Genomic DNA, 25,201 nt, shown 5'->3' with positions numbered 1-25,201 from the left:
AGGCCATGCTTGGTGAAGGATAAGTTTGAGTTAGTCTCAAAATACTCTCCTCAAGGAGATCAGCCGGCAGCAATTGAAATGCTGGTCGAAGGGATTAAGGAAGGCAAGGAAATGCAGACGTTATTGGGGGCAACGGGTACAGGGAAAACGTTCACCGTTTCCAATGTGATCCAAAAGATCAATAAACCGACTCTTGTCATTGCCCACAATAAAACGTTGGCAGGGCAGCTTTACAGTGAGTTCAAAGAGTTCTTCCCTAATAATGCCGTCGAATACTTCGTTAGCTATTATGATTACTACCAGCCAGAGGCTTATGTTCCATCCACGGATACATTCATCGAAAAAGATGCAAGCATCAATGATGAAATCGATAAACTGCGTCACTCGGCCACATCATCTTTGTTCGAAAGGAAAGATGTCATCATCATTGCCAGTGTTTCGTGCATATATGGACTCGGTTCTCCTGAAGAGTACCGGGAGATGGTCGTTTCCCTCCGAACTGGCATGGAAATAGACCGGAATGCCTTGCTGCACAGACTCGTGGATATTCAATATGAGAGGAATGATATTGCTTTCCAACGGGGGACCTTCCGCGTTCGCGGCGATGTCGTCGAAATTTTTCCGGCCTCCCGTGATGAACATTGTGTACGGGTCGAGTTCTTCGGGGATGAGATCGACCGTATCCGTGAAGTCGATGCCCTGACCGGTGAAATTACCGGTGAACGGGAACATATCGCCATTTTCCCGGCTTCCCACTTCGTAACCCGCGAAGAGAAAATGCGGATAGCCATTCAAAATATCGAAACGGAACTGGAAGAGAGACTGAAGGAATTAAGGGAAGATGAAAAGCTCCTTGAAGCACAGCGCTTGGAGCAGCGGACCCGCTATGATTTGGAAATGATGCGGGAAATGGGCTTTTGTTCTGGGATCGAGAACTATTCCCGTCATTTGACGCTTCGTCCCTCAGGTGCGACACCATACACTTTAATAGATTACTTTCCAGAGGATTTCCTATTGGTCGTGGATGAATCACATGTAACTCTTTCGCAAATCCGCGGAATGTTCAATGGAGATCAGGCGCGGAAGCAAGTGCTCGTCGACCATGGCTTCCGTCTGCCGTCTGCGAAAGATAACCGCCCGCTAAGATTTGAAGAATTTGAAAAAAAGGTCCATCAATCCATATTCGTTTCGGCAACTCCGGGACCATATGAACTCGAACATACACCAGAAATGGTTCAGCAAATCATCCGTCCTACCGGATTGCTGGATCCGACGGTAGAAGTGCGGCCGATTGAAGGGCAGATAGATGACCTGATCGGTGAAATACAGGAGCGCGTCAAAAAGAACGAGCGTGTACTCATAACGACCTTGACGAAAAAGATGTCTGAAGATTTAACTGATTATTTAAAGGAAATCGGCATCAAGGTCCAATATCTTCATTCGGAAGTGAAGACCTTGGAAAGGATAGAAATCATCCGGGAACTCCGAATGGGCAAATATGATGTACTCGTTGGAATCAACCTTTTAAGGGAAGGCCTGGATATTCCGGAAGTGTCGTTAGTGACCATTTTGGATGCCGATAAGGAAGGGTTCCTTCGCTCGGAACGTTCGCTTATTCAAACGATGGGCCGTGCAGCCCGTAATGCCAACGGCCATGTCATCATGTATGCAGACCGCATCACGAATTCGATGGAAATTGCCATCAATGAAACGAGGCGGCGCCGTGAAATCCAGGAGAAGTATAATGAAGAGCATGGAATAATGCCTCAAACCATTCAAAAGGATATCCGTGATTCCATAAGGGCGACGCATGTAGCCGAAGAAGGCGAAGAGTATAAGGAAGATCTTGCACCAAGCCTTGCGAAGCTCCCTAAAAAAGAGCGTTTAAAAGTGATGGCGAGCATGGAAAAAGAAATGAAGGAAGCGGCAAAGGCACTGGACTTCGAGCGAGCTGCCGAGCTGCGTGATTTATTACTAGAGTTAAAAGCGGAAGGGTGACGAAACATGGCGATGGATAAAATTGTGATAAAAGGCGCCAGGGCCAACAATTTAAAGAATATTGATATCACGATACCGAGAGATAAACTTGTTGTGCTTACCGGATTATCCGGATCTGGAAAGTCTTCCTTGGCTTTTGATACGATTTATGCAGAAGGGCAAAGACGTTATGTGGAATCACTGTCCGCTTATGCTCGTCAATTCTTAGGCCAAGTGGATAAACCGGATGTCGATGCGATCGAAGGTTTGTCACCAGCCATTTCCATAGACCAGAAAACGACCAGTCGGAATCCTCGTTCAACTGTAGGGACTGTTACGGAGATCTATGATTATTTAAGGCTGTTATTTGCACGGGTCGGCAGGCCGACCTGTCCGATCCATAATATTGAAATCACCTCACAAACGATCGAACAAATGGTGGACCGCATTCTTGATTACCCTGAGAGAACCAAGCTTCAAGTATTGGCACCGCTCGTCTCAGGCAGAAAAGGGACACATGCGAAGGTTTTGGAGGATGTTAAGAAACAAGGTTATGTCCGCATTCGTGTGAACGGGGAAATGCATGATCTCAGTGAGGAAATCACTCTCGAAAAAAATAAGAAACATTCGATTGAAGTCATCATTGACCGGATCGTCATTAAAGAGGGGATCATGGCCAGGCTTGCAGATTCATTGGAAAGTGCTTTACAGCTTGGCGAAGGCAAAGTCATCATTGACGTAATGGGTGAGGAAGAGCTGCTTTTCAGTGAACATCATGCTTGTCCATACTGCGGATTTTCGATTGAAGAGTTAGAGCCGAGGATGTTTTCCTTCAATAGCCCGTTCGGGGCCTGTCCGGATTGTGATGGCTTGGGGGCGAGGCTTGAGGTGGACCGTGATCTCGTCATCCCGAATAACGAATTAAGCCTCCGTCAACATGCGATTGCGCCATGGGAGCCGACGAGTTCTCAATATTATCCTCAGCTCCTTGAAGCGGTAGCCAACCATTATGGAATAGATATGGATGTGCCCGTTAAAGATTTACCGGAAGAGAAGATGGATAAGGTCTTGCTTGGTTCAGGTAAAGATAAGATATATTTCCGTTATAAAAATGATTTTGGAAGAGTGCAAGAAGGATATATTCCATTTGAAGGAGTTTTAAGAAACATCGAAAGGCGCTTCAAGGAGACGAGTTCAGACTATATTCGTGAGCAAATGCAGAAATACATGTCAGAACATCACTGTCCAACCTGTAAGGGTCACCGTTTGAAGAAAGAGAGTCTTTCCGTGCTCATTCAAGGGGTCCATATAAGTGAAACGACAGCTTTATCAGTGGAAGATGCATTAGTATTTTTCGATGAGCTTGATTTGACTGAAAAGGAAGCGGCAATTGCGAGATTGATTTTACGTGAAATTCGTGAGCGGCTCGGTTTCCTGGCTAATGTAGGTTTGGAATATTTGACGTTGAGCAGGGCAGCGGGAACATTATCCGGCGGTGAAGCGCAGCGTATAAGATTGGCGACGCAGATCGGTTCCCGTTTAACGGGAGTCCTCTATATTTTGGATGAACCTTCAATAGGGCTGCATCAGAGGGATAACGACCGTTTGATCGAAACATTGAAGAATATGCGTGAAATCGGGAACACCCTGATTGTTGTCGAGCATGATGAAGATACGATGATTGCTGCGGATTATTTGATTGATGTTGGTCCAGGAGCCGGAGCGCATGGAGGGGAAATAGTGGCCGCCGGTACTCCGGAAGAGGTCATGAATGACCCTAAATCCTTAACGGGTCAATATTTGGCAGGGAAGAAATTCATTCCATTGCCATTGGAACGCCGGAAAAATGATGGCCGTGTCATTGAGATAAAAGGTGCCAAGGAAAATAATCTGAAAAACGTTAATGTGAAATTCCCACTGGGGGTCTTTACAGCCGTTACAGGAGTATCTGGATCAGGGAAAAGTACATTAGTGAATGAAATCCTCCATAAATCTTTGGCTCAAAAGCTGAATCGGGCAAAAGCCAGACCAGGTGATTTCCGCGAGATTAAGGGAGTTGAGCATTTAGATAAAGTCATTGATATTGACCAATCACCAATTGGCAGGACCCCACGATCGAATCCAGCTACCTATACGGGTGTATTCGATGATGTTCGTGACGTATTTGCCTCGACTAATGAAGCGAAGATACGCGGTTATAAAAAAGGCAGGTTCAGTTTCAATGTGAAGGGCGGCCGCTGTGAAGCATGCCGAGGTGATGGCATTATCAAGATTGAAATGCATTTTCTCCCAGATGTATATGTCCCATGTGAAATCTGTCATGGTAAGCGTTATAACCGGGAAACACTTGAAGTGAAATATAAAGGGAAAAATATATCCGACATCCTCGATATGACAGTCGAGGAAGGCGTAAGTTTCTTTGAAAATATCCCAAAAATCAAACGGAAGCTACAAACGATTTATGACGTTGGTTTGGGTTACATCAAGCTTGGACAGCCTGCCACCACTTTATCAGGCGGTGAAGCGCAAAGGGTGAAACTCGCTTCTGAATTGCATCGCCGTTCCACTGGGCGCTCATTTTATATCTTGGATGAACCGACTACCGGACTTCATGTCCACGATATAGCAAGGCTGCTCCAGGTGCTTCAGCGGCTGGTTGACAATGGGGATACAGTTTTGGTGATCGAACATAATCTGGATGTCATCAAGACGGCGGACCATATTATTGACCTGGGACCGGAAGGCGGAGATAAGGGCGGTACGATCGTCACTTATGGAACACCTGAAAAAATATGTGAAGTTTCCGAATCGTATACGGGAAAATACTTAAAACCTGTACTTACCCGTGATCAAATTCGTATGGAAAATTGGATTGAAGAAAAAGAAACAGAGCATGAACATGCTTAAAAGAACAAGCCATCAGGCTTATTAAGGTTTTAGACAAAAAGGGTTCGGAACGGTCTAATGCCGAACCATGATTTTAAACCAAGACTAGATTTTCCTTAATGGTTTTTTACAGTAATCCTTATTGGATTGAAGAAATTTGCGATACTCCTGCCGAATAACTGGCTAGCCAATACCCCACAGCCGCTTGCAGTGAGGTGGCCTGGCAGACAGTCGGCGGGGAGCGGATTTCTGAAATCAATTGGAACGTTTTTAAATAAAAACTGCAGGCAAACTGGCTTTTCTTCGAGTTGATCTGACCCAATAAAGTTAGACATATAATTTAAGCAGCTTCTAAGACCTGAGTTCGGTATTCTATCGGACTCAGGTCTTTTAATTTTACCTTCATTCGTTTGTGGTTATAGTAATGAATATAATCATCTAATTCCTTTTCAAAGTGTTCCATACTTTCAAACTCTTGGAGATAAAGCAATTCAGACTTTAACAAGCCAAAAAAGTTTTCAATGACTGCGTTATCTAAACAATTTCCCTTACGGGACATGCTTTGTATAATGCGGGAATCTTTTAAGGTTTTTTGATACTTCTTCATTTGATAATGCCACCCTTGATCCGAATGGAGGATGACCGTATCTTCTGGTTTCAGGTGTTTAATCGCCTCATCTAACATATCTCCAACAAGTTTATAAACAGGCCGTTTCATCACTTTGTAGGCAATAATTTCACCATTACATAAATCAAGGATAGGGGATAGGTAACGTTTCTCCCCAAATAAATGAAATTCCGTTACGTCTGTTACCCATTTTTGATTCATTTTCTCGGCTTGAAAATCACGTTGTAAAATATGGGGGGCAATTCGACCAACACGCCCCTTATACGAACGATACTTTTTCATACGGACTAAACATTTTACGCCCATTTCATTCATGAGTCGGTTGATGGTCTTTGGATTGTGAGAAAATCCATATTTTTTTAACTCTTTTGTGATACGACGATAACCGTAACGTCCTTTATTTTCATGATAGATAGACTGAATAGTGGCTTTTACCTTCGAATACTTATCTTCTCGATTCAAGCGTTTTTCCCAATAATAGTCCGTGCTACGTGGAATATCAGCGACTTTAATTAAGGCCACAACCTCATAAATGGACTTTAGTTCATAAATTACTTGCGCTTTGATTTGGGTTGTAATTTTTCCTGCATTTGAACTAAAGTATTTAACTTTTTTAAATACGCATTCTCCATTTCGAGTTGTTTAATTCGTTCTTCAAGCTCTTTAACCGAACCTTCAATTTGTTTGGATGGATTGATATCTTTTTTCATGGATGGTCTCCCCTTTTTCTTAGAAATTAGGGCATCTAATCCATAGGCATTAACATTTATTCTCCACGTCCGAATTAGCGCTGGAGATGAAATATTAAACCTTGCGGCTGCGTCGTAAGAAGATATACCCGTTTCATTCATATAATTAAGTACATCCATTTTAAACTCCGTAGAATAACTTGTATAGGATTTCTTAAATCCATCGGCTCCTTGAATTTGGTATAAACGAACCCATCCTTGAATCATTTGATACGAAACCTCAAATATTTTTTGAAGATCCATATAGCTTTGCTCTCCTTCAAGGTAAAGTCGTGTAATGAATATTTTCTGTTCGGCAGAAAAATTAGCCATAAAAAACACCCCGTAAATGTTAGTTTGGTGTCTAACATTTACGGGACAGTTCAAGTTTATCTACAGTCTTGAACAAGCCATCAGGCTTGTTTTTTTGTAGAAAAATGACGGTGTGCATTTAATCAATCATTTGATTAAAGAATGGGAAAACAAGATATTTCCGGGGAAATCAAACATCTTCCTTTTCGGAAATTGTCATTTTCGTTTGTCGAATGATGGGAAAAACGGTATTTATGAAACTTTTTAGATATCTAGGCGTATGTATGAATAAAATGATAGAAGAAAGCGAGGAATGTTCATGCAGGAGGAAAGAAAGAAAATTTTAGAAATGATTCAGGATGGAAAGTTATCAGCGGAAGAAGCCATGGGCCTATTGGAAGAATTAGATAAAGCCAGTCAGGAAAGTGAAGCTAAAGAGCAGAAATTGCAAAATGAATTATCGACGGTAGTCGTGGATAAGAAAAGCGAAGGAAGCAATCAGGATACGTTTAAGAAGAATATCCAGTCATCGAAAGAAAAGATTATGGATTTCGTTGAAAGTGCTTTTAAGAAAATCAAAGAAACGGATCTTGATTTCAATTTCGGGAAATCTGTGGAGGTCAGTCATATTTTCCAGCATGATCAAGATTTCCTGAATGTAGTTGATGTAGATATAGCAAATGGGAAAATGAAAATCGCCGCATGGGACCATGATGATGTCCGGGTGGAATGCCAAGCTAAGGTATACCGTGTGGAAGATATAGAAGAAGCCAGGAAAAACTTCTTGGAAGAAGTCGATTTCACGATTGAAAATGGAAAGTTGAAGTTCAAGGTTCGTGAAAAATCCATAAAGGTTGATACGACCATGTACATTCCAAGAAAGGAATATGACGACATTCATGTAAGGATGTTCAATGGCGCAATCACGGCTGAATCATTGAAATCAGAGAACTTTAAAGCGAAAACGGCGAATGGTGCCATTCATATCATGCAGGGTACGGGTGATTTCTGTGAGCTTGAAACTGGTAACGGGATGATCACCATTTCAGATACCAATTTTAATGACTTGGAAGCCGAGACCTTGAATGGAGCAATTAATGCCGATGGGTACTTCAAGAAATTGGATGTCCAAACGTTCAATGGTGAAGTCATCTGTACGAATTCAGGAATGGATTGCGATTCGATCCATGCTAAGTCAGTCACTGGAAAAGTCCAGCTGACCCTGCCTCCAGGCAAGGCGATCGAAGGAGAGTTGAAATCCAATTTAGGAAGCTTTAATGTAACTTTGGAAGGGATGACCATCATCGAAGAGAAAAGTGATGTGGTTCAGAAGGTCCTTAAGTTCAAGACGGTTGAAGAAGAGGTTCCTGTGCTTCATGTTTTTGCAGAAACGAAGACTGCAGCAATAACGGTTTCCTGAAAAGGGAAGTTCACTGGCGGCGCAAAATGCAGGCAAACTCGATGGAAAACGAGTTTGCCTGCATTTTTTTATGGATTGTTCAAAATTTAATAATAAGGTTGATTGGAGAGGGAGGTACGAGACTCCTGCGGGAAAAGAGCGTCTAGGGGAGACCCCGCAGGCGCAAGCCGAGGAGGCTCCACGACCGCCTCTGGATAAGCGAGTGACTGGAGCGGAAATCAACATGCAATTTTAGCGAAACCACACCTAAGGGGGTGCTTGGAGTTAGTTCGGGAATATCATTTGATGAAAGGTACGTTTTCCTATCCCTTTCGCCTCCAAAGTGAGCCGGCCAATATAAAATGGCGGGCTTTCTTTTATTTATGTTCATCCTCATCTCTTTCCTGTTCACGTGGCCAATCCGTGCGGAGTGAATAAAAAAACGATAAATCGATAATGCATTGTTTGGTTATTAACAGAAAAATGCTAAAATAGAAAAAGTATCTCAAAAAATAGCATCGCTCCAGAAGGAGGAAAGATATATGGCAAAAGTCCGTACAAAGGATATAGTAGAAGCGTTCGGTCTAGAACTTATCAGTGGGGAAGAAGGAATTAACCGACCGATCGTCACGAGTGATTTATCTCGTCCCGGACTTGAAATAGCCGGTTTTTTTGATTATTATCCAGCAGATCGAGTACAGCTTTTAGGTATGACGGAGATGTCCTTTTTTAATCGGTTGAATGAACCGGATCGAATACAGAGGATGGAAGAGTTGTGCCGGGACTTCACTCCAGGAATCATCATTACGCGTGGTCAGGAAGTGCCGATAGAATTGATCGAAGCTTCTGAGCGGGAATCCGTTCCTGTGATGAGATCCAATATGAAGACGACAAGGTTATACAGCCGTCTGACCAATTTCCTTGAAAGCAGGTTGGCGCCAACCACTGCCGTTCATGGCGTATTGGTGGATATCTATGGTTTAGGTGTGTTGATCACCGGTAAAAGCGGAGTCGGTAAAAGTGAGACAGCCCTGGAATTAGTGAAACGGGGTCATCGTCTCGTAGCCGATGACTGCGTCGAAATCAGGCAGGAAGATCAAGATACACTAGTCGGGAATGCCCCGGATTTAATCGAACATCTTCTTGAAATTAGGGGATTGGGAATCATAAATGTAATGACACTTTTTGGGGCTGGTGCAGTCCGCAGCAATAAAAAGATCTCAATCGTCATCAATCTGGAACTATGGGAAAAAAATAAGCAGTATGACCGGGTTGGCCTTGATGAAGAGAAAATGAAAATCATCGATACGGAAGTGACGAAAATTACCGTACCTGTCCGTCCAGGGCGAAATTTAGCTGTTATCATTGAAGTGGCAGCCATGAATTACCGCCTGAAACGAATGGGAGTAAATGCTGCAGAACAGTTTTCTGATCGCTTGAACCATGCCATTGCAGATCCGGAACATGATGAATTTTAAAAGGTTATAGGAAAAGAGGGGACAAAATGGAACAAGGAATACAGCCGCTGAATCCGATAGCGATTGATCTAGGGCCCATCCAGGTACATTGGTATGGGCTAATCATCGGTTTCGGTGTGTTATTGGGACTTATTATCGCATTAAGGGAGTCTGAGCGAAGAGGTCTTGATAAGGAAATATTTACTGATTTGATTTTGTTTGCTGTCCCGATCGCGATCATTAGTGCCCGTATTTATTATGTGATCTTCCAATGGGAGTACTATTCACAAAACCCGGGGGATATCATAAAAATATGGAATGGCGGAATTGCCATACATGGTGCGTTGATCGGATCGGTGCTGACTGCAATCGTTTTTGCAAAGGTCAAGAAGGTCTCATTTTGGAAGCTGGTGGATATTGCTGCACCGAGCTTATTGTTGGGGCAGGCGATTGGCCGTTGGGGTAATTTCATGAATCAGGAAGCGCATGGGGGAGAAGTAACAAGGTCATTCCTTGAAAATATGCATTTGCCTGAATTCATCATAAATCAAATGTACATAAACGGTACGTATTATCACCCGACCTTCTTGTATGAATCGATTTGGAATATCCTCGGAGTCATAATTCTCTTAAGTTTACGGAAAGTGAACTTGCGCAGGGGGGAACTGTTTTTAACCTATGTAATATGGTATTCCATCGGACGTTATTTCATCGAAGGATTGCGGACGGACAGTTTGATGCTGACGGAGTCACTGCGTATCGCACAAGTGATTTCGATAGTGTTGGTAGTTGTAGCCATTGCTTTAGTGGTCTATAGAAGGGTCCGCGGGCATGCAGACAAAAGATATTTAGATGCATAGGTAATATGTGAAAAGGGAGAGGGCATAGTGATAGTAGATTCGGTTAAAAAGGGACTTCTTTCAGGCTTGAATACAACCTGGTCTTTGGGGAAAGTGATATTTCCGGTTACTCTGTTCGTCACTGTGCTTCAATATACGCCTGTATTGCCGTTCATCATCAACTTGATAGCGCCTTTGATGAATCTCATCGGTCTTCCAGGGGATGCTGCAATTCCTCTTGTATTAGGGAATTTCCTGAATTTATACGCAGCGATTGCTGGCATATTAACGCTTGATTTGACTGTGAAAGAAGTTTTTATCATCGCTATGATGCTATCTTTTTCACATAATTTATTGATTGAGTCAGGTGTGGCGATGAAAACCGGTGTCAAGCTGTGGGTCATTCTAACAGTACGGATCGGGCTTGCGCTTTTGTCCGCGGTCGTCATCAATCTTGTTTGGCAGGGCGGATCTGAAATGGCCCAAGGAACGGCTATCGGGGAGGCTGCAGAGATTAACGGAAGCGGAGCAATCCTTTTGCATGGGGTCATCCAGGCCCTTTCAGGAATTGGCCAGCTGGCGGTCATCGTTATTCCGCTCATGGTGGCGGTTCAAATCATGAAGGATTTAAAGTGGCTGGAAGCCTTCTCGAAGACCCTTGCTCCTTTCATGAAGGTCCTGGGGATGAAGCCGAATGCTTCCATGCCTTTCGTTACAGGCCTGACTCTCGGTTTGGCATATGGCGCAGGCGTAATGATTCAAGCGGCTAAAGAGGATAATGTTTCGAAGAAGGATATGACGATTGCATTCATCTTTTTAGTTGCCTGCCATGCTGTTGTAGAAGACACACTGATTTTTATTCCGCTGGGGATTCCGGTCTTGCCGCTGTTACTTATTCGGCTGCTCACTGCCATTGTTTTAACGATGGTCGTTGCGTATATATGGAATCGGACTGATAGGGTACAGAGAAAGGAAGCTGTATATGAACAGTAACATAACTACATTATTATTTGATCTTGATGGTACGTTGATTAATACAAATGAATTGATCATCGCCTCTTTTACAGAAACTTTAAACCACTTTTGTCCTGGAAAGTACAAGCGGGAAGATATCATTCCATTTATCGGACCGACTTTGGTCGATACGTTTTCTTCCATTGATCCAAAACGTGTGGATGAAATGATCGCATACTATCGGGAGCATAATTGGAGGAACCATGATTTGCTTGTCACACAATTTGACGGGGTGTTCGAAACCGTTCAAACGCTGAAGCAGAGCGGTTATAAATTGGCAGTCGTTACGACAAAGAAGCGTGATGTCGTCGAAAAGGGCCTGCGTTTAAGCAAACTGGATCAGTTCTTTGAAGTGGTGGTCACACTGGATGAGGTGGAAAAGGCAAAGCCGGACCCAGAGCCTTTGGTAAAAGCTTTACATCAACTCGGTTCGGTCCCTGAAGAAGCGATCATGATTGGCGACAGTTATCATGATATCATGGGCGGGAAAAATACAGGTACAAAAACGGCAGGGGTCTCCTGGTCCATTAAAGGCCGTGAATTCCTGGAAAGCTATCACCCTGATTATATGCTTGAGCAGATGGCGGATTTATTGAATATCGTTGAGGTTGAAAAACTCACGGAGGCTAGAAAAAAATGAGGCGCACGTCCCGCTATCCAGTTGAAGGGGCCAATTCACTATGGCATGTATTTAAGACCGTTCCATTCTGGAAAGTCGTCAAGAATTTTGTGGTGATACAGATAGCGCGTTACACGCCTTTTCTGGGCATGAAGAATTGGCTATACAGGACTTTTTTACATATGAAGGTCGGGAAGCATACTTCGTTTGCCTTGATGGTCATGCCGGATGTGATGTTTCCGGAAAAAATATCGGTCGGAATAAATACTGTCATTGGCTATAATACGACGATCCTTGCTCATGAATATTTGATTCATGAATATCGTTTAGGAGAAGTAGTCATTGGCGATGAAGTATTGATTGGCGCGAATTCGACCATTCTTCCAGGACTTTCAATTGGTAATGGGGCGATTGTCTCTGCGGGGACGCTTGTCCATAAGGATGTTCCGGAGGGAGCTTTCGTTGGGGGGAATCCAATGAAAATCATATATACCAAAGAGGAAATGCTTGAGAGAGAGCAGCAAACTTCCTTATGATAAAAGAAAGGACTTGCCCCAATATGCGGCAGGTCCTTTTTTAATGGCATTTTGGGTATAACGGAGTCAGTTCATTCTTTAGATGCTCTATCACTTCGTTGATTGATATATTTTCCTGGTTCATCGTCGCTTCATACGTTTCTTTTAAAATTTGAAAAAACCTTTCCTGTGCCTGTTTTTCCATATTGAGCTTGTCCTCCTATCATCTAGTTAAGATTTATGAAGAGGGAGCTGAACGACTTCAGCCCCGCATCTCATTTATCTATTCCGATTTCAATAAATCGGCAACCAATACGTACCGTTCCGGTGCACTACCAATATATGAAAAAGGGTAGCAGGTTGTTACTGTAAGTGTGGCTTTAGGCTTGGGAACGATCACGGTACGGTCATCCGCATCGACGATACGGACCTTCCTCACTTTATATGTAAACGAACCTGCTTCTGTCTTGGCAATCAGCAAGTCACCCTCGCCGACTTCACCTAGATCTCTGAAAATTGTATCTCGATGACCGGATAAAACGGAATTATCCTTTTCACCGGGAAGGACGGACCCCGCATAGTGACCGACGCCCTTTTCGAGTTCATCTTCGTCCGTTCCGTGATAAATTGGGAGTGTTGCCTCGATTTTTGGGATATAAAGCTCACCCATCAAATCACCTGTCTCCGGTCGTTCTTCTTATAGTTCAAGCCCATCGGGACTATTTGCTTTCGTCTTCGGTTGGGGGAGCTTAGCCGTCGCTTCCGTCGTGTCAGATTCATTCCATTTATATAGGGCATAGCCTTTTAACAGCGTATAAGCGTTTGTCGTTGTAAAATAAAAACCTAAGGTTAAAAAGCAAACAGCAGTGATAAGCAGCGATTTTTTCTTATGCCTGGATTGCCTATTTTTGCTCATCTTAATTAGTGAGTCCCGCTTTTCTAATTAATCCGAAAGCGATACCCATCAACACTAAACCGCATAAAGCACCGAATAAATAATTACCTGCCGTTTTAGGAAGCACTCCGCCTTTTTCCGTTTTATGCTCAGGTTTCGAAGGTTTCTTCTTTTCTTTTTTTAACTCAGCCACTTTAGAAATGACCTCGGTGGACTGTTTCATGTCATTGCCGGTTTCTTTCACTAAATCGGAACCGATCATTTCACCGGTCAATGTAAAATCGAGCAGGAAATGGCCGTTTAAATCATAAATGGAAACTAGTAAACTAGCATTCGTCAATTCCTTAAGCTGGAATAATGCCTCAAGGGATAGGTTTGTCGTGACACCATCCTGAATTAAAGAAAATTTGAATTGAATTTGCAGCAAGCTTTGAAGATCATTATATATCGAAAGCAATTCTGCCACTTGTTCTGCAGATAATTCATCAATTGTTTCAAAATACTCGAGTTAATTCATCCTATCGGAGATCGCCATTAAACGAGATTCAAAAGAAGGGTCTTCGACGATAGGCATAAGGTGGTTCATGAATCTGTCGAGCTCTTCGTCAGTAAGGCCGATCTCAGTAAAGAGACCATCCATTAAATCGCTAATCTCTTCCTCGTCATATTCCATCTCTTCCTCATCATAATCCATTTCCAAATCGATGATATCCTCAATGTCGTAAATGAAATGGAAGGTATCGATGATGGAATCACCCTCTTCCAGTTCGCCGTATTCCATTAATAATTCAGTAAGTTCAGCTTCTGTCATTTCATATTGTTTAAGTAGATTCTGTAAGGTCTCAGGAGTGACGGCAGGTCCTAATGTTTCACGCAACTCTTCTGCCGATTTCAGTTCATTCAATGTTAAGTCATAATAGGATAAATACTCTTCCAATTCTTCTTGCGTCATTCTAACTTCAGAAAGGTATGCATTAAGCTCATCCTGGTTGATCTTAGTTGCCGCAAAACCCTTCGTTCCGCTTGAACCCAGTGAAAAAAGAACGATAAGTGCCACAAAAAACGAAAAATATTTCTTCATTCCCATATTCCCCTAAATTTCTCTAATATTTCCAAACACCTATGTATTATAAAACAGCTAAACCAAAAGGTACACATTAATAACAATGAATGGCTAAAGATAGGAAGAAGTATCCGGGGAAAAGGGCTTAAACCGATCGTGAAGAATATCCAAGACCGACGTGGTATTGAAGGAATGGGATTAGGCATATTTTCCTTGACGTGAGGTGGGGGCAGGGGTAAACTATTAATAACTTCAACCTGCTACCATATTAGCGAACTAAAGTGTTTTAATAGATTATTGCGATTATTTATAGGATTATGTCATTTTATTTGATACTATTTTTATATGTTATCCGAAATTTGGATTTAAGCGTGAAAACCTTGGAAAGATAAAGGATAAACAAAATAGGGAATGGGTGCATCGGTTTTTGCCTATAGGCGGACCGATTGGATATAGATAGTAATCAATATTGCAAAAGGATGTGCAGTCGTGACAAAGCCATTTATGTTTGAAAAACCATTAGGCATGAGAGATACATTGCCGGTGCTGTATGAAACGAAAGTGTCGGCCAGAAATAAAATGAGTGATGAAATCAAGAAGTGGGGCTATCAATTTATTGAAACGCCAGCTTTGGAATATTATGAAACAATTGGCGAGGCTTCAGCAATATTGGATCAACAGTTGTTTAAACTTCTTGATTCCCAGGGGCATACGCTCGTACTCCGTCCCGAGATGACAGCGCCCATTGCACGGGTCGCAGCATCCAAACTGCTAAAACAGCAAATTCCGCTTCGCCTGGCCTATTCCGCGAATGTATACCGGGCACAGCAGCGTGAAGGAGGCAAGCCGGCAGAATTCGAACAGATTGGCATTGAATGTATCGGAAATAAGTCAATAAGTGCCGATGCTGAAATGATTGCCCTGCTTGCGGATGCTCTAAAGGCTGCAGGGCTTCAGGAATTTAAAATTTCCATTGGACATATCGGATTTCTGCAAGAGTTTTTCTTGAGCATTCTAGGTACGGAGGAAAGGGCCTCTATATTAAGGAAGTTTTTGTATGAAAAAAATTATGTTGGTTATCGCGAGCATGTTAAATCACTTCCGCTTTCATCCATTGATAAACAACGGCTTATCGAATTTACCTCCTTACGTGGCGGTGAAGGAACCATGGAAAAGGCGCTAGGGTTGGTTGAAAATAATAAAGGGCAAGATTCTTTGGCTGAACTGAAGGAATTGTCTGCACAGCTAAAAGAATTTGACGTTGAACAATATGTGAGCTTCGACCTAACATTGGTCAGTCATATGAGTTATTACACGGGAACTTTATTTGAAGTGTATGCCGGACAAGTCGGCTCTCCAATCGGCAATGGCGGCCGGTATGATAATCTGCTTGAGAAGTTCGGCTGGAATGCTTCAGCCACAGGTTTTGCAATCCGGGTGGATCGTCTTGCAGAAGCTCTTGGGGAGCCGATTCAGCCTGTCGCGCCAGAATGTATTTTATTCAGTCCCGAACGAAGATTGGAAGCGATCGGTTTTGCAAGGGAAAAACGCTCCGAAGGTAAATCGGTAACGATTCAAGATATTACAGTCGTCCAAAATGTCGATGCTTTTACACGGACATTTTCTGAAGTTCATTTATTCGTGGGGAACGGGGGGAATGGAAAAGATGAATAATAGCTTTTTAACGATTGCCATGCCGAAAGGGAGAATATTTGAAGAAGCGGCAGAGCTATTAAGAAGGGCCGGTTTTCGCCTCCCTCCGGAGTTTGATGATTCCCGAAAATTGATCCTTGAGGTGGAAGAAGAGAATCTGCGGTTCATTTTAGCTAAACCGATGGATGTCGTAACCTATGTGGAACACGGCGTCGCTGACATTGGAATTGCAGGGAAGGATGTCATGCTTGAGGAAGAACGTGATGTCTATGAGTTACTTGATTTGAAAATCAGTGCCTGCTACTTGGCCGTAGCTGGACTGCCTGGTACGAAAATAAGTGACATAGCCCCCAAAATAGCCAGTAAATACCCGAATGTTGCTTCCAGTTATTTTCGCGAGCAGGGGGAGCAAGTCGAGATTATAAAGTTGAATGGGTCTATTGAGTTAGCACCGTTAATTGGTTTAGCCGAACGAATCGTCGATATCGTTTCAACCGGGCGGACATTGAAGGAAAACGGTCTTGTGGAATATGCGAAAATCGCCAATGTGACTTCGAGGCTGGTAGCAAACCCTGTCAGCTATCGAATTAAAGAAGCAAGGATTACCGAAATCGTGGAACGGCTAGCAGAAATTATTGAATAGTAAAGAATCGCTAATGAGGTGAAGGTATGAAAATAGAACGGTTTGCTGAAGGGATTTCCCTGAAACGCTCGGTTGAAGCAGGTACTGCCGATCAAAGAAAAGCGGTTCAGGATATTATTTATGATGTCAGGAAACGCGGAAACGCGGCTTTACATACCTATACCGAACGTTTCGATGGTGTCAGTCCAGGAGAATTGCTTGTATCGGAGCAGGAAATGGAAGAAGCGACAGCGGCATTGACTGCTGAGCAGCTTGATATTATTCAAGAAGCTGCGAATAATATTCGAATGTTTCACGAGAAACAAATTCGAAATTCATGGTTTACGACTGATGATACAGGAACGATGCTAGGACAAAAATTGACACCTCTTGATGCTGTAGGTGTTTATGTACCTGGAGGCACAGCGGCCTATCCTTCGTCAGTATTGATGAATGCACTGCCTGCGAAGGCCGCGGGGGTGGAACGGATCGTTATGGTATCTCCTCCAGGGAAAGATGGGAAATTATCGCCAGCGGTTTTGGCAGCCGCCAAAATTGCCGGAGTTAAGGAAATCTATAAAGTTGGCGGGGCTCAGGCCATAGCTGCCCTCGCTTATGGGACGGAAACAATTAAGAAAGTGGATAAAATAGTGGGTCCGGGAAATATATATGTGGCGTTAGCGAAGCGCGAAGTATTCGGGGATGTCGCCATTGATATGATAGCAGGTCCAAGTGAAATAGCAGTCTTGGCGGACGAAACGGCCTTCGCTGCAGAAGTAGCGGCAGACTTGTTATCACAGGCGGAGCATGATGCCAGGGCTTGCAGTGTTTTGGTCACGACTTCTGCGTCTCTAGCAGAAGAAGTGGCATCAGAAGTGACCAAGCAGGTGGCGTTGCTTCCGCGTCATGATATTGCTGCAGCATCGATAAGGGATTATGGAAGAATCGTTGTATGCGGGAATATGGCAGAAGCTGTTGAAGCGATTAATGAACTTGCACCGGAACATTTGGAAATTGTGACCAAAGATGCACTTGAAATCATGGCTAAAATCCGTCATGCCGGTGCAATCTTCATTGGCCGCTTTAGCTCGGAGCCCGTCGGGGATTACTTTGCAGGCCCCAATCATGTGTTGCCTACCAATGGAACCGCCCGTTTTTCCAGCCCGCTGAATGTGGATGATTTCCAAAAGAAATCGAGCATCATCATGTATAGTGAAACGGCCTTCCGCAAAAATGCAGAAAAAATCGCAGCATTTGCCCGAATGGAAGGACTTGAGGCCCATGCCCGTGCCATCGAATCACGTGGTGTGAATGAATCGGGAAAAGGTCCTGAATGATTAAATAAGTGAAATCAGTGATATAAAGACTTTAGACATGCTTTTACATCTTGGGAAAAGGGGTCGTACCCCGTTGAGGAGGAGCTGTAATGGAACGTTTTGCTAGTGTGGAGCGAAAGACGAATGAAACGGAAATAAGTTTGAAGTTTGATGTGGATGGGGAAGGTAATTCCTCCATTAAGACCGGCGTTCCGTTTATGACGCATATGCTGGATTTGTTCACGAAACACGGGAAGTTTGATTTGACAGTAGATGCAAATGGGGATACAGACGTGGATGATCACCATACAACTGAAGATATTGGCATTTGCTTGGGTCAGACGTTATTGGAGGCCCTTGGAGACAAGCGCGGGATAAAGCGTTACGGAAATGCTTTCGTACCTATGGATGAAGCACTCGCCCAGGTTGTCATCGATTTAAGCAACCGTCCGCATCTGGAGTTCCGGGCTGAGTTTCCGTCGCAAAAGGTCGGTACTTTCGATACTGAACTGGTGCATGAGTTTCTTTGGAAATTCGCTCTTGAAGCCAGGATGAACCTTCATGTAGTCGTTCATTACGGTCACAACACACATCATATGATCGAAGCAATATTCAAAGCGCTTGGCCGTGCATTGGATGAAGCTACGACAATCGATCCACGTGTCAAAGGCATCCCTTCGACGAAAGGAATGTTGTAAATGATCGGGATCGTCGATTATGGCATGGGGAATTTATTTTCTGTAAGTAAAGGTCTTGAGCGCCTTGGTGCCGATTCATTCATTTCCGATGACCCAAAAGAACTTTCAAAGTCGAAAGGGATCATACTTCCCGGCGTTGGCTCTTTCAGGGATGCCATGAGTCTTTTGGAAAAACAAAAGCTTGATGAATTCCTGCGGGGATATGTAGCGGATGGGGGATACCTATTAGGCATCTGCCTTGGTATGCAGCTTCTCTTTGATGAAAGTGAGGAAAATGGACCGGCAAAAGGATTATCCCTCATCCCGGGAAAAGTCGTTCGTTTTAAGGGAGTGGATGCGAATGACCAGGTTTATAAAGTGCCGCACATGGGCTGGAATCGACTTGAATTCAAACACGCATCACCAGTGAATGAGGGGCTGGAAGAGGAACATGTTTATTTCGTCCATTCATACTACGTCGATACAGATGAATCATTCGTTACCGCTTCGGCGACGTATGATGTGGAAGTTCCGGCGATCGTCGGTAAAGGGAATGTGTTCGGCATGCAGTTCCATCCGGAAAAAAGCGGGAATATGGGCATGTCACTCTTGAGAAATTATCTGTCATTAGTAGAAGGGAAGGAAGAAGCATGAGCAACTTTACTATTTACCCGGCGATTGATATGCGCGGAGGCAAATGCGTCCGCTTAATCCAGGGAGATTACAATCAGGAAACCGTTTATGGTGATTCCCCCTTCGATATGGCTAAAAGCTTTGCGGACCAAGGAGCCGGTTGGATACATATGGTCGACCTTGACGGAGCTAAAGAGGGAGTAAGAATCAATGATTCATACGTAATTAAAGCGGCAAGTGAGTTAGGAGCCCGCATTCAAATCGGCGGCGGCATCCGAACGGAACGGGATATAGCCCATTATCTGGATAATGGAGTGGAACGTGTCATTCTAGGCAGCTCGGCCGTTTCAGACCCTGATTTCACTAGAGATATGATTAGAAAATATGGAAGCCATATCGCTATCGGGATCGATGCGAAGGATGGCAAGGTTGCCACTCATGGCTGGCTTCAAACGTCTGGAACCCTTGCGGTAGATCTTGGCAAACTACTGGCCGATGCTGGTGCCGAGACCTTTATCGTGACTGATATCGCGACGGATGGCATGCTTTCAGGGCCGAATGTGAAAGGTATATTGGCCATGGCGGAGGCAACTGGTAAAAACGTGATTGCTTCAGGAGGCATTAGTTCACTCGAAGACCTTATCACCCTCAAGGAGTTTGAAGCCCAAGGCATTGCGGGGGCTATCATCGGCAAGGCACTTTATACCAACCGCTTTACTGTAGAAGAAGCACTAGAAAAGGTGCGTGGTTAAATGCTCACTAAACGAATTATTCCATGTCTCGATGTAAAAGATGGGCGCGTAGTCAAGGGCATACAATTTGTTTCCCTTAGGGATGCTGGAGATCCGGTCGAACTTGCAGCCTTTTACGATCAAGAAGGTGCCGATGAGCTTGTCTTCCTGGATATTTCCGCATCACATGAAGGCAGGGAAACGATCGTCGACGTCGTTCAAGCGGTAGCGGGCAGCTTGGCAATCCCGTTCACCGTGGGCGGCGGCATTAATTCATTGGCGGATATGAAGAAGATCCTGAGGGCGGGTGCCGATAAAGTATCCCTAAATACAGCAGCCATCCTGCGTCCGGAGTTAATTAATGAAGGTGCTGATTATTTTGGTTCCCAATGTATCGTGGTTGCCATAGACGCCCGATATGATGAAGGGCTTGGGTCATGGCGCGTATATACCCACGGCGGCCGGAAACCGACTGAATGGGAAGTGACCGAGTGGGCGCAGGAAGCCGTATCCCGCGGTGCTGGGGAAATTTTATTGACAAGCATGGATTGTGACGGCGAGAAACAAGGGTTTAATATCGCTTTGACAAAAACGGTATCTGAAGCCGTTTCAGTTCCGGTCATCGCATCTGGCGGGGCAGGCAACGCTGAACATTTCCAGGAAGCCTTCCAAGAAGGTAAAGCCGACGCAGCATTAGCGGCATCGATTTTTCATTATAAAGAAACATCCGTTAAAGAAGTCAAAGCGTTTCTCAAACAACAAGGAGTGGTTGTACGATGAATCTTGAAACTATTAAATATGACGAAAAAGGTCTGGTACCGGCAATTATTCAAGATGCAGGAACAGGCGAAGTGCTGACACTTGCTTACATGAATCAAGAATCTCTGCAATTGTCGATTGAAAAAGGAGAAACGGTTTTCTTCAGCCGTTCGCGCAATGAATTATGGCATAAAGGAGCAACCAGCGGCAATATCCAGAAAATCACCGAAATGAAGTATGACTGCGATCAAGATGCATTGGTCGTGCGGGTCGTGCCTGCAGGACCTGCGTGCCATACTGGGGCAACAAGCTGTTTTAGCGAAACGATTTACCAAAACGGTGAAGCCGGACAAGGCGTGAAGGCGAATGTGACTTTCTTGACGGAATTAGAAAGATTGATTGAAAAAAGAAAATCGGAAATGCCTGAAGGTTCATATACGACCTACCTATTCGATAAGGGCGTTGATAAGATCCTGAAGAAAGTCGGTGAAGAAGCGGCAGAAGTGATCATTGCTGCTAAGAACCGTGATGCAGAGGAACTTTCGATGGAAAGTGCCGATCTCCTCTATCACTTATTCGTTCTTCTTCAAGAGCAGGAGCTGCCTTTCCAAGCGGTGCTTGATGTATTGAAGGCTAGACATGCCGATAAGGACGAACCGAAAGAAACCGAATGAATGGTGATTGCCCTCCGTCAATAGGAGGGCTTTTGTGTGTGTTTACGATGGCGGGCAGTGATCGTGAATCAACATATGACAGGGAAAATGCTTCAATTTTTCTTGAAGAAAGCATGATGATTCCCGTTTTCCATTTTCTTGAATTGTTCGGCAAATTTTCTCCAATATGTTATAATACTATGGTTAATCAACTTGTAGATGGAGGATTACATGAGTAAAGACTCTAAATTTGGCCAACAGGCAAAAATTCTAACCTTTCACCCAACAGGTGAGTATTATTTCACCAAGGGTTTAAAAGCTTATCATAGACGGGAATTACCTAAATCAAAGAAATACCTGGAACGTGCGCTGGAACTTGAACCTGCTGAACCGATGATAGCTTGTCAATTGGCTATCACTTGTTCGGAAATCGGTGAATATAATTATTCAAACAACCTTTTGGAAAACATCTTGGATGTGATGGATCCTTATATGTCGGAATGTCATTACTTCCTGGCGAATAATTATGCCCACTTAGGCATGTTCAAGGAGGCTTATCGTCACGCCAGTGCTTATCTTGATAAAGAAGAAGATGGGGAGTTCAGCGATGACGCAGAGGATTTGCTTGAATTGATAACTTTTGAGTCGGATGAGTCAGAAGAAAATCCCTTTAAGCATGATGGGCTCATTACCAAACAGGAACAAGCCCGCGAGTACCTGGAATCAGGCAATTTCCCGAAGGCGATCGAAGTGCTGAAAGAAACGATTGCCGAGTACGAGGATTACTGGTCCGCTTATAATAACCTGGCACTTGCCTATTTCTATCTTGGTCAAGTGAATGAAGCTTTTGCAACACTTGATGAGGTACTGGAAAAAAGTCCGGGAAACCTGCATGCGCTTTGTAACCTTGTTGTATTTCATCATTATCAACAGGATGAGGCAAAGGTTGAAGAGCTCATACAGATGCTGGAGAAAATTAGGCCCATGCTATCCGAACACCGTTTCAAGCTTGGAGCGACCTTCGCTCTGATCGGAAATTATGCTTCTGCATATAATTGGCTTAAAGGACTTCAAAAGCAAGGGTTCGAAGGAGATGGAACCTTCTACTATTGGCTTACCATTTCCGCTTACCACTTAGGCCACGAACAGGCTGCCAAAAAGGCATGGAAAAAGGTCGTGGAAATGAATCCGGAAAAGGAAGGCATGGAGCCTTGGGGAGATATGAATGCAACTTCAGATGGTTTTGAACATCATTTTCCTTCTATTATAAAAAGGCTGGAAAGTGAATTCATCGAAGAAAGGCTTTTTGCCATTTTCCTTCTGAAACATTCGGTTCATAAACAGAAGCTATTGAAAAACCAGGTCCTCAACCTAAACCAGAATTTCACTGAATTGGAACGTGATTATGCCGAACTTGTTCAAGGTCCTGCTAAAGATCGCCAATTAACACCGATTGATTTTGCCGATCGCACAGCTGAGTTATTATATCAGCATTTCCAACCGATACAATTAAATGAAGCCGGGCTCTATTTAATGTGGTTTTCCGTTTTCATAGAAGCGGTGAAATCCGAGCAGAAGCTAAATAATCCTGCAGGATGGGCATCTGCGGTGGAGTACGTGTGGATTCAGCTTAAAAGTGAGAAGGCGAGCAAACAGGCAATTGCAGACAAACATTTCATTTCGGTGTCCACCTTATCTAAGTACGTGAAGTTGGTTCAAAACTTACTCGGATGAGCAGATATTTGGACGAAAAATTATTTGTTATATAGGATAATAGGTAGGGAACACTAACCGTAGTGAAGGTTCCATTTGTAATGGAATATGGAGGAGTGAAAACATGTCTGAAAAAATTTATGACGTTGTTATTATTGGAGCTGGTCCTGCAGGGATGACGGCTGCTGTCTATACATCACGTGCGAACCTTTCAACATTGATGTTAGAACGCGGGGTACCGGGCGGGCAAATGGCCAATACGGAGGAAGTTGAAAATTATCCTGGATTCGACACTATACTCGGACCTGAACTTTCAACGAAAATGTTTGACCATGCAAAGAAATTCGGTGCGGAGTATGCCTATGGGGATGTTAAGGAAATCATCGACGGTGAAGAGTATAAAACGATCAAAGCCGGTTCAAAGGAATTCAAAGCACGTTCAATCATCATTTCATCTGGTGCCGAATACAAGAAAATCGGCGTTCCTGGCGAAAAGGAATTGGGCGGCCGCGGTGTATCGTATTGTGCAGTTTGTGATGGTGCATTCTTCAAGCAAAAAGAACTGTTCGTTATCGGCGGCGGAGACTCTGCTGTTGAAGAGGGTGTGTACTTAACCCGCTTTGCTTCGAAAGTGACGATCGTTCACAGACGTGACGAACTTCGTGCTCAAAAGATTCTTCAAGATCGTGCATTTGCCAATGAGAAAATTAACTTCATCTGGAATCACACTTTGAAGGAAATCAATGAAAAAGGCGGCAAGGTCGGCGGTGTCACACTAGTTTCCACTGAAAACGGAGAAGAGACAGTGATGGACGCAGACGGTGTATTCATTTATATCGGAATGCTTCCGCTAACGAAACCATTTGAAAACTTGGGCATCTTGAACTCAACAGGCTATATTGAAACGAATGATCGGATGGAAACACGTGTACCTGGTATTTTCGCTGCAGGTGATGTTCGTGAAAAAACATTGCGCCAAATCGTTACAGCTACAGGCGATGGAAGCATTGCCGCCCAATCCGCTCAGCATTTTGTTGAGGAACTTCAAGAAAAATTGCAGCCAAAGGCTTAATTTCACAAGAATATACAATCGTAATTCCGTTTTAACGAGGTTGTAACATGCGTGAAATAATGATTCGGTATAGTAGGGGATAGAAGTTGACCCCCTTTAATTATAAACGTTTAAGGACACAGAATAAGTTTCTGTGTCTTTTTTTTGTTTTCCTGCTTTAAGACTATATCTTTAGTTCCAATTTTTAGGATGTACCCAGCGGTTTTTAATGTGAAACAAGTCGTTCCTTTGCATTTAGGAAGCGAAAGTGGAGAAGAATAGGAGGTAAGCAGGATAAAGGCTTACCTATGTGATTCCTTGCGATTGAAGATTCCCCCAATGCAGGAAGTTTACTTTATTGTTAGCTTATTTTAAAAATAGTATAATGATAAGATATACTAAACATATATATATCTTTCATAATGGTAAGAAGATGAAAAATACAACTTGTTTGAACTATTAGCATTTGTAGATCGCCAAATGGATATCTTGCGGCGGTTTAAGGATATAAACTGAATCTCTTCAACACGGGGGGTGAAGGTTTCTATTAGTCGAGCAGAGCCAATCGAGGTGAAGAACGTGCAACGTGTCACAAACTGTGTATTGATCAGAGATAACCAAATCCTCTTATTGAAAAAGCCTAGACGCGGATGGTGGGTAGCTCCAGGCGGCAAGATGGAACCTGGGGAATCTGTTCGCGATGCTTGCATTAGGGAATATCGCGAAGAAACGGGCGTTTATTTAAAAAACCCTTCCATCAAAGGTATTTTCACCTTCATCATGAAGGACGGAGATAAAGTTTTATCAGAATGGATGATGTTCACTTTCTTTGCAACGGATTCCGATGGTATAAATGTGGATGTTTGTGAAGAAGGGGAACTTAGCTGGCATCCGGTTGAAGATGTTAAAAAGCTGATGATGGCTGAAGGTGATTTTCACATCCTGGATTATATGGTTCATGGCAGTGGGATCATCTATGGAACCTTTACCTACACGCCTGAGTTCAAGCTGCTTTCTTACCGGTTGGATCCAGGTTAATTTTTAGAGATAAAAAAGATTGC

At 43.5% G+C, this 25,201-nt stretch carries 23 protein-coding genes and 2 pseudogenes; 20 read left to right on the top strand and 5 right to left on the bottom strand.

Translation table 11 applies throughout. The annotated features are described in order from the left end of the window. Positions 1-12: 12 nt before the first annotated feature. Together uvrB and uvrA are read left to right on the top strand one after the other, a co-directional pair. Positions 13-1,998, top strand: coding sequence for an excinuclease ABC subunit UvrB (gene uvrB / locus AC2YHV_RS10985; RefSeq protein WP_098185592.1), 1,986 nt, complete (start codon positions 13-15; stop codon positions 1,996-1,998). A 6-nt stretch (positions 1,999-2,004) separates the two neighbouring features. After that, a complete protein-coding gene (gene uvrA, locus AC2YHV_RS10980; RefSeq protein WP_034309930.1) occupies positions 2,005-4,884 on the top strand; it encodes an excinuclease ABC subunit UvrA in 2,880 nt (959 codons plus the stop codon). Between the two features lie 319 nt (positions 4,885-5,203). Here uvrA and AC2YHV_RS10975 read toward each other — a convergent pair. Next, a protein-coding gene (locus AC2YHV_RS10975; RefSeq protein ID WP_487373196.1) for an IS3 family transposase occupies positions 5,204-6,552 on the bottom strand; the annotation gives its coding sequence in 2 pieces (ribosomal slippage) (positions 5,204-6,093 and positions 6,093-6,552; 1,350 coding nt in all). A gap of 298 nt (positions 6,553-6,850) precedes the next feature. On the opposite strand from AC2YHV_RS10975, the gene AC2YHV_RS10970 reads away from it, so the two are divergent. The 6 genes from AC2YHV_RS10970 to AC2YHV_RS10945 all read left to right on the top strand — a co-directional run bounded on the left by AC2YHV_RS10970 (position 6,851) and on the right by AC2YHV_RS10945 (position 12,395). Next, a complete protein-coding gene (locus AC2YHV_RS10970; RefSeq protein WP_487373195.1) occupies positions 6,851-7,951 on the top strand; it encodes a DUF4097 family beta strand repeat-containing protein in 1,101 nt (366 codons plus the stop codon). A gap of 521 nt (positions 7,952-8,472) precedes the next feature. Then, complete coding sequence (gene hprK, locus AC2YHV_RS10965) at positions 8,473-9,408, top strand: HPr(Ser) kinase/phosphatase (RefSeq protein ID WP_034309933.1); 936 nt, start codon at positions 8,473-8,475, stop codon at positions 9,406-9,408. Between the two features lie 26 nt (positions 9,409-9,434). Then, on the top strand, positions 9,435-10,247 hold the full coding sequence (lgt, locus tag AC2YHV_RS10960) for a prolipoprotein diacylglyceryl transferase (RefSeq protein WP_057278121.1): 813 nt from the start codon (positions 9,435-9,437) through the stop codon (positions 10,245-10,247). A 27-nt stretch (positions 10,248-10,274) separates the two neighbouring features. Continuing rightward, on the top strand, positions 10,275-11,219 hold the full coding sequence (locus AC2YHV_RS10955; RefSeq protein WP_487373194.1) for a nucleoside recognition domain-containing protein: 945 nt from the start codon (positions 10,275-10,277) through the stop codon (positions 11,217-11,219). Then, a complete protein-coding gene (gene ppaX / locus AC2YHV_RS10950) occupies positions 11,209-11,880 on the top strand; it encodes a pyrophosphatase PpaX (protein WP_057278119.1) in 672 nt (223 codons plus the stop codon). The genes AC2YHV_RS10955 and ppaX overlap by 11 nt, the downstream gene beginning before the upstream one ends. Next, entirely contained in the window at positions 11,877-12,395 is a 519-nt protein-coding gene (locus AC2YHV_RS10945) for an acyltransferase (protein WP_034309938.1), read from the top strand. The genes ppaX and AC2YHV_RS10945 overlap by 4 nt, the downstream gene beginning before the upstream one ends. Positions 12,396-12,435: 40 nt before the next feature. Here AC2YHV_RS10945 and AC2YHV_RS10940 read toward each other — a convergent pair whose 3' ends face one another. The 4 genes and pseudogenes from AC2YHV_RS10940 to AC2YHV_RS10925 form a co-directional block, all read right to left on the bottom strand. After that, complete coding sequence (locus AC2YHV_RS10940; protein WP_487373193.1) at positions 12,436-12,579, bottom strand: YwzD family small protein; 144 nt, start codon at positions 12,577-12,579, stop codon at positions 12,436-12,438. A gap of 78 nt (positions 12,580-12,657) precedes the next feature. Then, a pseudogene (locus tag AC2YHV_RS10935) lies at positions 12,658-13,062 on the bottom strand (class D sortase); the annotation flags it as partial. Between the two features lie 9 nt (positions 13,063-13,071). Continuing rightward, positions 13,072-13,290: a hypothetical protein gene (locus AC2YHV_RS10930; RefSeq protein WP_487373192.1), complete on the bottom strand. Its 219-nt coding sequence runs from the start codon at positions 13,288-13,290 to the stop codon at positions 13,072-13,074. 1 nt (position 13,291) lies between these two features. Further along, positions 13,292-14,350 (bottom strand): annotated as a pseudogene (locus tag AC2YHV_RS10925) (processed acidic surface protein). A 471-nt stretch (positions 14,351-14,821) separates the two neighbouring features. Here AC2YHV_RS10925 and AC2YHV_RS10920 point away from each other — a divergent pair. The 12 genes from AC2YHV_RS10920 to AC2YHV_RS10865 all read left to right on the top strand — a co-directional run bounded on the left by AC2YHV_RS10920 (position 14,822) and on the right by AC2YHV_RS10865 (position 25,178). Next, the gene (locus AC2YHV_RS10920) at positions 14,822-16,006 is read left to right on the top strand and encodes an ATP phosphoribosyltransferase regulatory subunit (RefSeq protein WP_057278116.1); all 1,185 of its coding nucleotides are present in this window, start codon (positions 14,822-14,824) and stop codon (positions 16,004-16,006) included. Then, positions 15,999-16,628, top strand: a complete 630-nt coding sequence (gene hisG / locus AC2YHV_RS10915; protein WP_034311625.1) for an ATP phosphoribosyltransferase — start codon at positions 15,999-16,001, stop codon at positions 16,626-16,628. The genes AC2YHV_RS10920 and hisG overlap by 8 nt, the downstream gene beginning before the upstream one ends. A 26-nt stretch (positions 16,629-16,654) precedes the next feature. Next, complete coding sequence (gene hisD, locus AC2YHV_RS10910) at positions 16,655-17,944, top strand: histidinol dehydrogenase (protein WP_098185495.1); 1,290 nt, start codon at positions 16,655-16,657, stop codon at positions 17,942-17,944. Between the two features lie 89 nt (positions 17,945-18,033). Next, positions 18,034-18,621 carry an imidazoleglycerol-phosphate dehydratase HisB gene (gene hisB, locus AC2YHV_RS10905; protein ID WP_048688005.1) on the top strand — a complete coding sequence of 196 codons (588 nt, stop codon included), beginning with the start codon at positions 18,034-18,036 and terminating at the stop codon, positions 18,619-18,621. Continuing rightward, a complete protein-coding gene (gene hisH / locus AC2YHV_RS10900; RefSeq protein ID WP_054398702.1) occupies positions 18,622-19,254 on the top strand; it encodes an imidazole glycerol phosphate synthase subunit HisH in 633 nt (210 codons plus the stop codon). It abuts the gene before it with no gap. After that, positions 19,251-19,985, top strand: coding sequence for a 1-(5-phosphoribosyl)-5-[(5-phosphoribosylamino)methylideneamino]imidazole-4-carboxamide isomerase (gene hisA / locus AC2YHV_RS10895; protein ID WP_487373191.1), 735 nt, complete (start codon positions 19,251-19,253; stop codon positions 19,983-19,985). The genes hisH and hisA overlap by 4 nt, the downstream gene beginning before the upstream one ends. Continuing rightward, the gene (gene hisF, locus AC2YHV_RS10890; protein WP_034309948.1) at positions 19,986-20,744 is read left to right on the top strand and encodes an imidazole glycerol phosphate synthase subunit HisF; all 759 of its coding nucleotides are present in this window, start codon (positions 19,986-19,988) and stop codon (positions 20,742-20,744) included. Beyond that, positions 20,741-21,397 carry a bifunctional phosphoribosyl-AMP cyclohydrolase/phosphoribosyl-ATP diphosphatase HisIE gene (gene hisIE, locus AC2YHV_RS10885; protein WP_057278112.1) on the top strand — a complete coding sequence of 219 codons (657 nt, stop codon included), beginning with the start codon at positions 20,741-20,743 and terminating at the stop codon, positions 21,395-21,397. Before hisF ends, hisIE begins: the two co-directional genes overlap by 4 nt. A gap of 38 nt (positions 21,398-21,435) precedes the next feature. Next, the gene (locus tag AC2YHV_RS10880; protein ID WP_487373190.1) at positions 21,436-21,615 is read left to right on the top strand and encodes a hypothetical protein; all 180 of its coding nucleotides are present in this window, start codon (positions 21,436-21,438) and stop codon (positions 21,613-21,615) included. Then, on the top strand, positions 21,608-23,110 hold the full coding sequence (locus AC2YHV_RS10875; RefSeq protein ID WP_053536816.1) for a tetratricopeptide repeat protein: 1,503 nt from the start codon (positions 21,608-21,610) through the stop codon (positions 23,108-23,110). Before AC2YHV_RS10880 ends, AC2YHV_RS10875 begins: the two co-directional genes overlap by 8 nt. A gap of 103 nt (positions 23,111-23,213) precedes the next feature. Continuing rightward, entirely contained in the window at positions 23,214-24,161 is a 948-nt protein-coding gene (gene trxB / locus AC2YHV_RS10870; protein ID WP_034309960.1) for a thioredoxin-disulfide reductase, read from the top strand. 558 nt (positions 24,162-24,719) lie between these two features. Continuing rightward, a complete protein-coding gene (locus AC2YHV_RS10865; protein ID WP_053536815.1) occupies positions 24,720-25,178 on the top strand; it encodes an NUDIX hydrolase in 459 nt (152 codons plus the stop codon). Positions 25,179-25,201 lie beyond the last annotated feature (23 nt).

This window comes from Peribacillus sp. SRI_006 (assembly GCF_057586375.1).
Note: the sequence above shows the minus strand (reverse complement) of the source record. Positions and strands in the feature narration are given on the sequence as shown.

What these genes read in the sequence shown, in the direction of transcription:
- ppaX (WP_057278119.1), top strand. Translation starts at nt 11,209, where the DNA reads ATGAACAGTAACATAACTACATTATTATTTGATCTTGATGGTACGTTG.
- AC2YHV_RS10940 (WP_487373193.1), bottom strand. Translation starts at nt 12,579, where the DNA reads ATGGAAAAACAGGCACAGGAAAGGTTTTTTCAAATTTTAAAAGAAACG.
- AC2YHV_RS10945 (WP_034309938.1), top strand. Translation starts at nt 11,877, where the DNA reads ATGAGGCGCACGTCCCGCTATCCAGTTGAAGGGGCCAATTCACTATGG.
- hisB (WP_048688005.1), top strand. Translation starts at nt 18,034, where the DNA reads ATGGAACGTTTTGCTAGTGTGGAGCGAAAGACGAATGAAACGGAAATA.
- hprK (WP_034309933.1), top strand. Translation starts at nt 8,473, where the DNA reads ATGGCAAAAGTCCGTACAAAGGATATAGTAGAAGCGTTCGGTCTAGAA.
- hisH (WP_054398702.1), top strand. Translation starts at nt 18,622, where the DNA reads ATGATCGGGATCGTCGATTATGGCATGGGGAATTTATTTTCTGTAAGT.
- hisA (WP_487373191.1), top strand. Translation starts at nt 19,251, where the DNA reads ATGAGCAACTTTACTATTTACCCGGCGATTGATATGCGCGGAGGCAAA.
- uvrA (WP_034309930.1), top strand. Translation starts at nt 2,005, where the DNA reads ATGGCGATGGATAAAATTGTGATAAAAGGCGCCAGGGCCAACAATTTA.
- AC2YHV_RS10970 (WP_487373195.1), top strand. Translation starts at nt 6,851, where the DNA reads ATGCAGGAGGAAAGAAAGAAAATTTTAGAAATGATTCAGGATGGAAAG.
- hisD (WP_098185495.1), top strand. Translation starts at nt 16,655, where the DNA reads ATGAAAATAGAACGGTTTGCTGAAGGGATTTCCCTGAAACGCTCGGTT.
- AC2YHV_RS10930 (WP_487373192.1), bottom strand. Translation starts at nt 13,290, where the DNA reads ATGAGCAAAAATAGGCAATCCAGGCATAAGAAAAAATCGCTGCTTATC.
- hisG (WP_034311625.1), top strand. Translation starts at nt 15,999, where the DNA reads ATGAATAATAGCTTTTTAACGATTGCCATGCCGAAAGGGAGAATATTT.
- lgt (WP_057278121.1), top strand. Translation starts at nt 9,435, where the DNA reads ATGGAACAAGGAATACAGCCGCTGAATCCGATAGCGATTGATCTAGGG.
- hisIE (WP_057278112.1), top strand. Translation starts at nt 20,741, where the DNA reads ATGAATCTTGAAACTATTAAATATGACGAAAAAGGTCTGGTACCGGCA.
- AC2YHV_RS10875 (WP_053536816.1), top strand. Translation starts at nt 21,608, where the DNA reads ATGAGTAAAGACTCTAAATTTGGCCAACAGGCAAAAATTCTAACCTTT.
- hisF (WP_034309948.1), top strand. Translation starts at nt 19,986, where the DNA reads ATGCTCACTAAACGAATTATTCCATGTCTCGATGTAAAAGATGGGCGC.
- trxB (WP_034309960.1), top strand. Translation starts at nt 23,214, where the DNA reads ATGTCTGAAAAAATTTATGACGTTGTTATTATTGGAGCTGGTCCTGCA.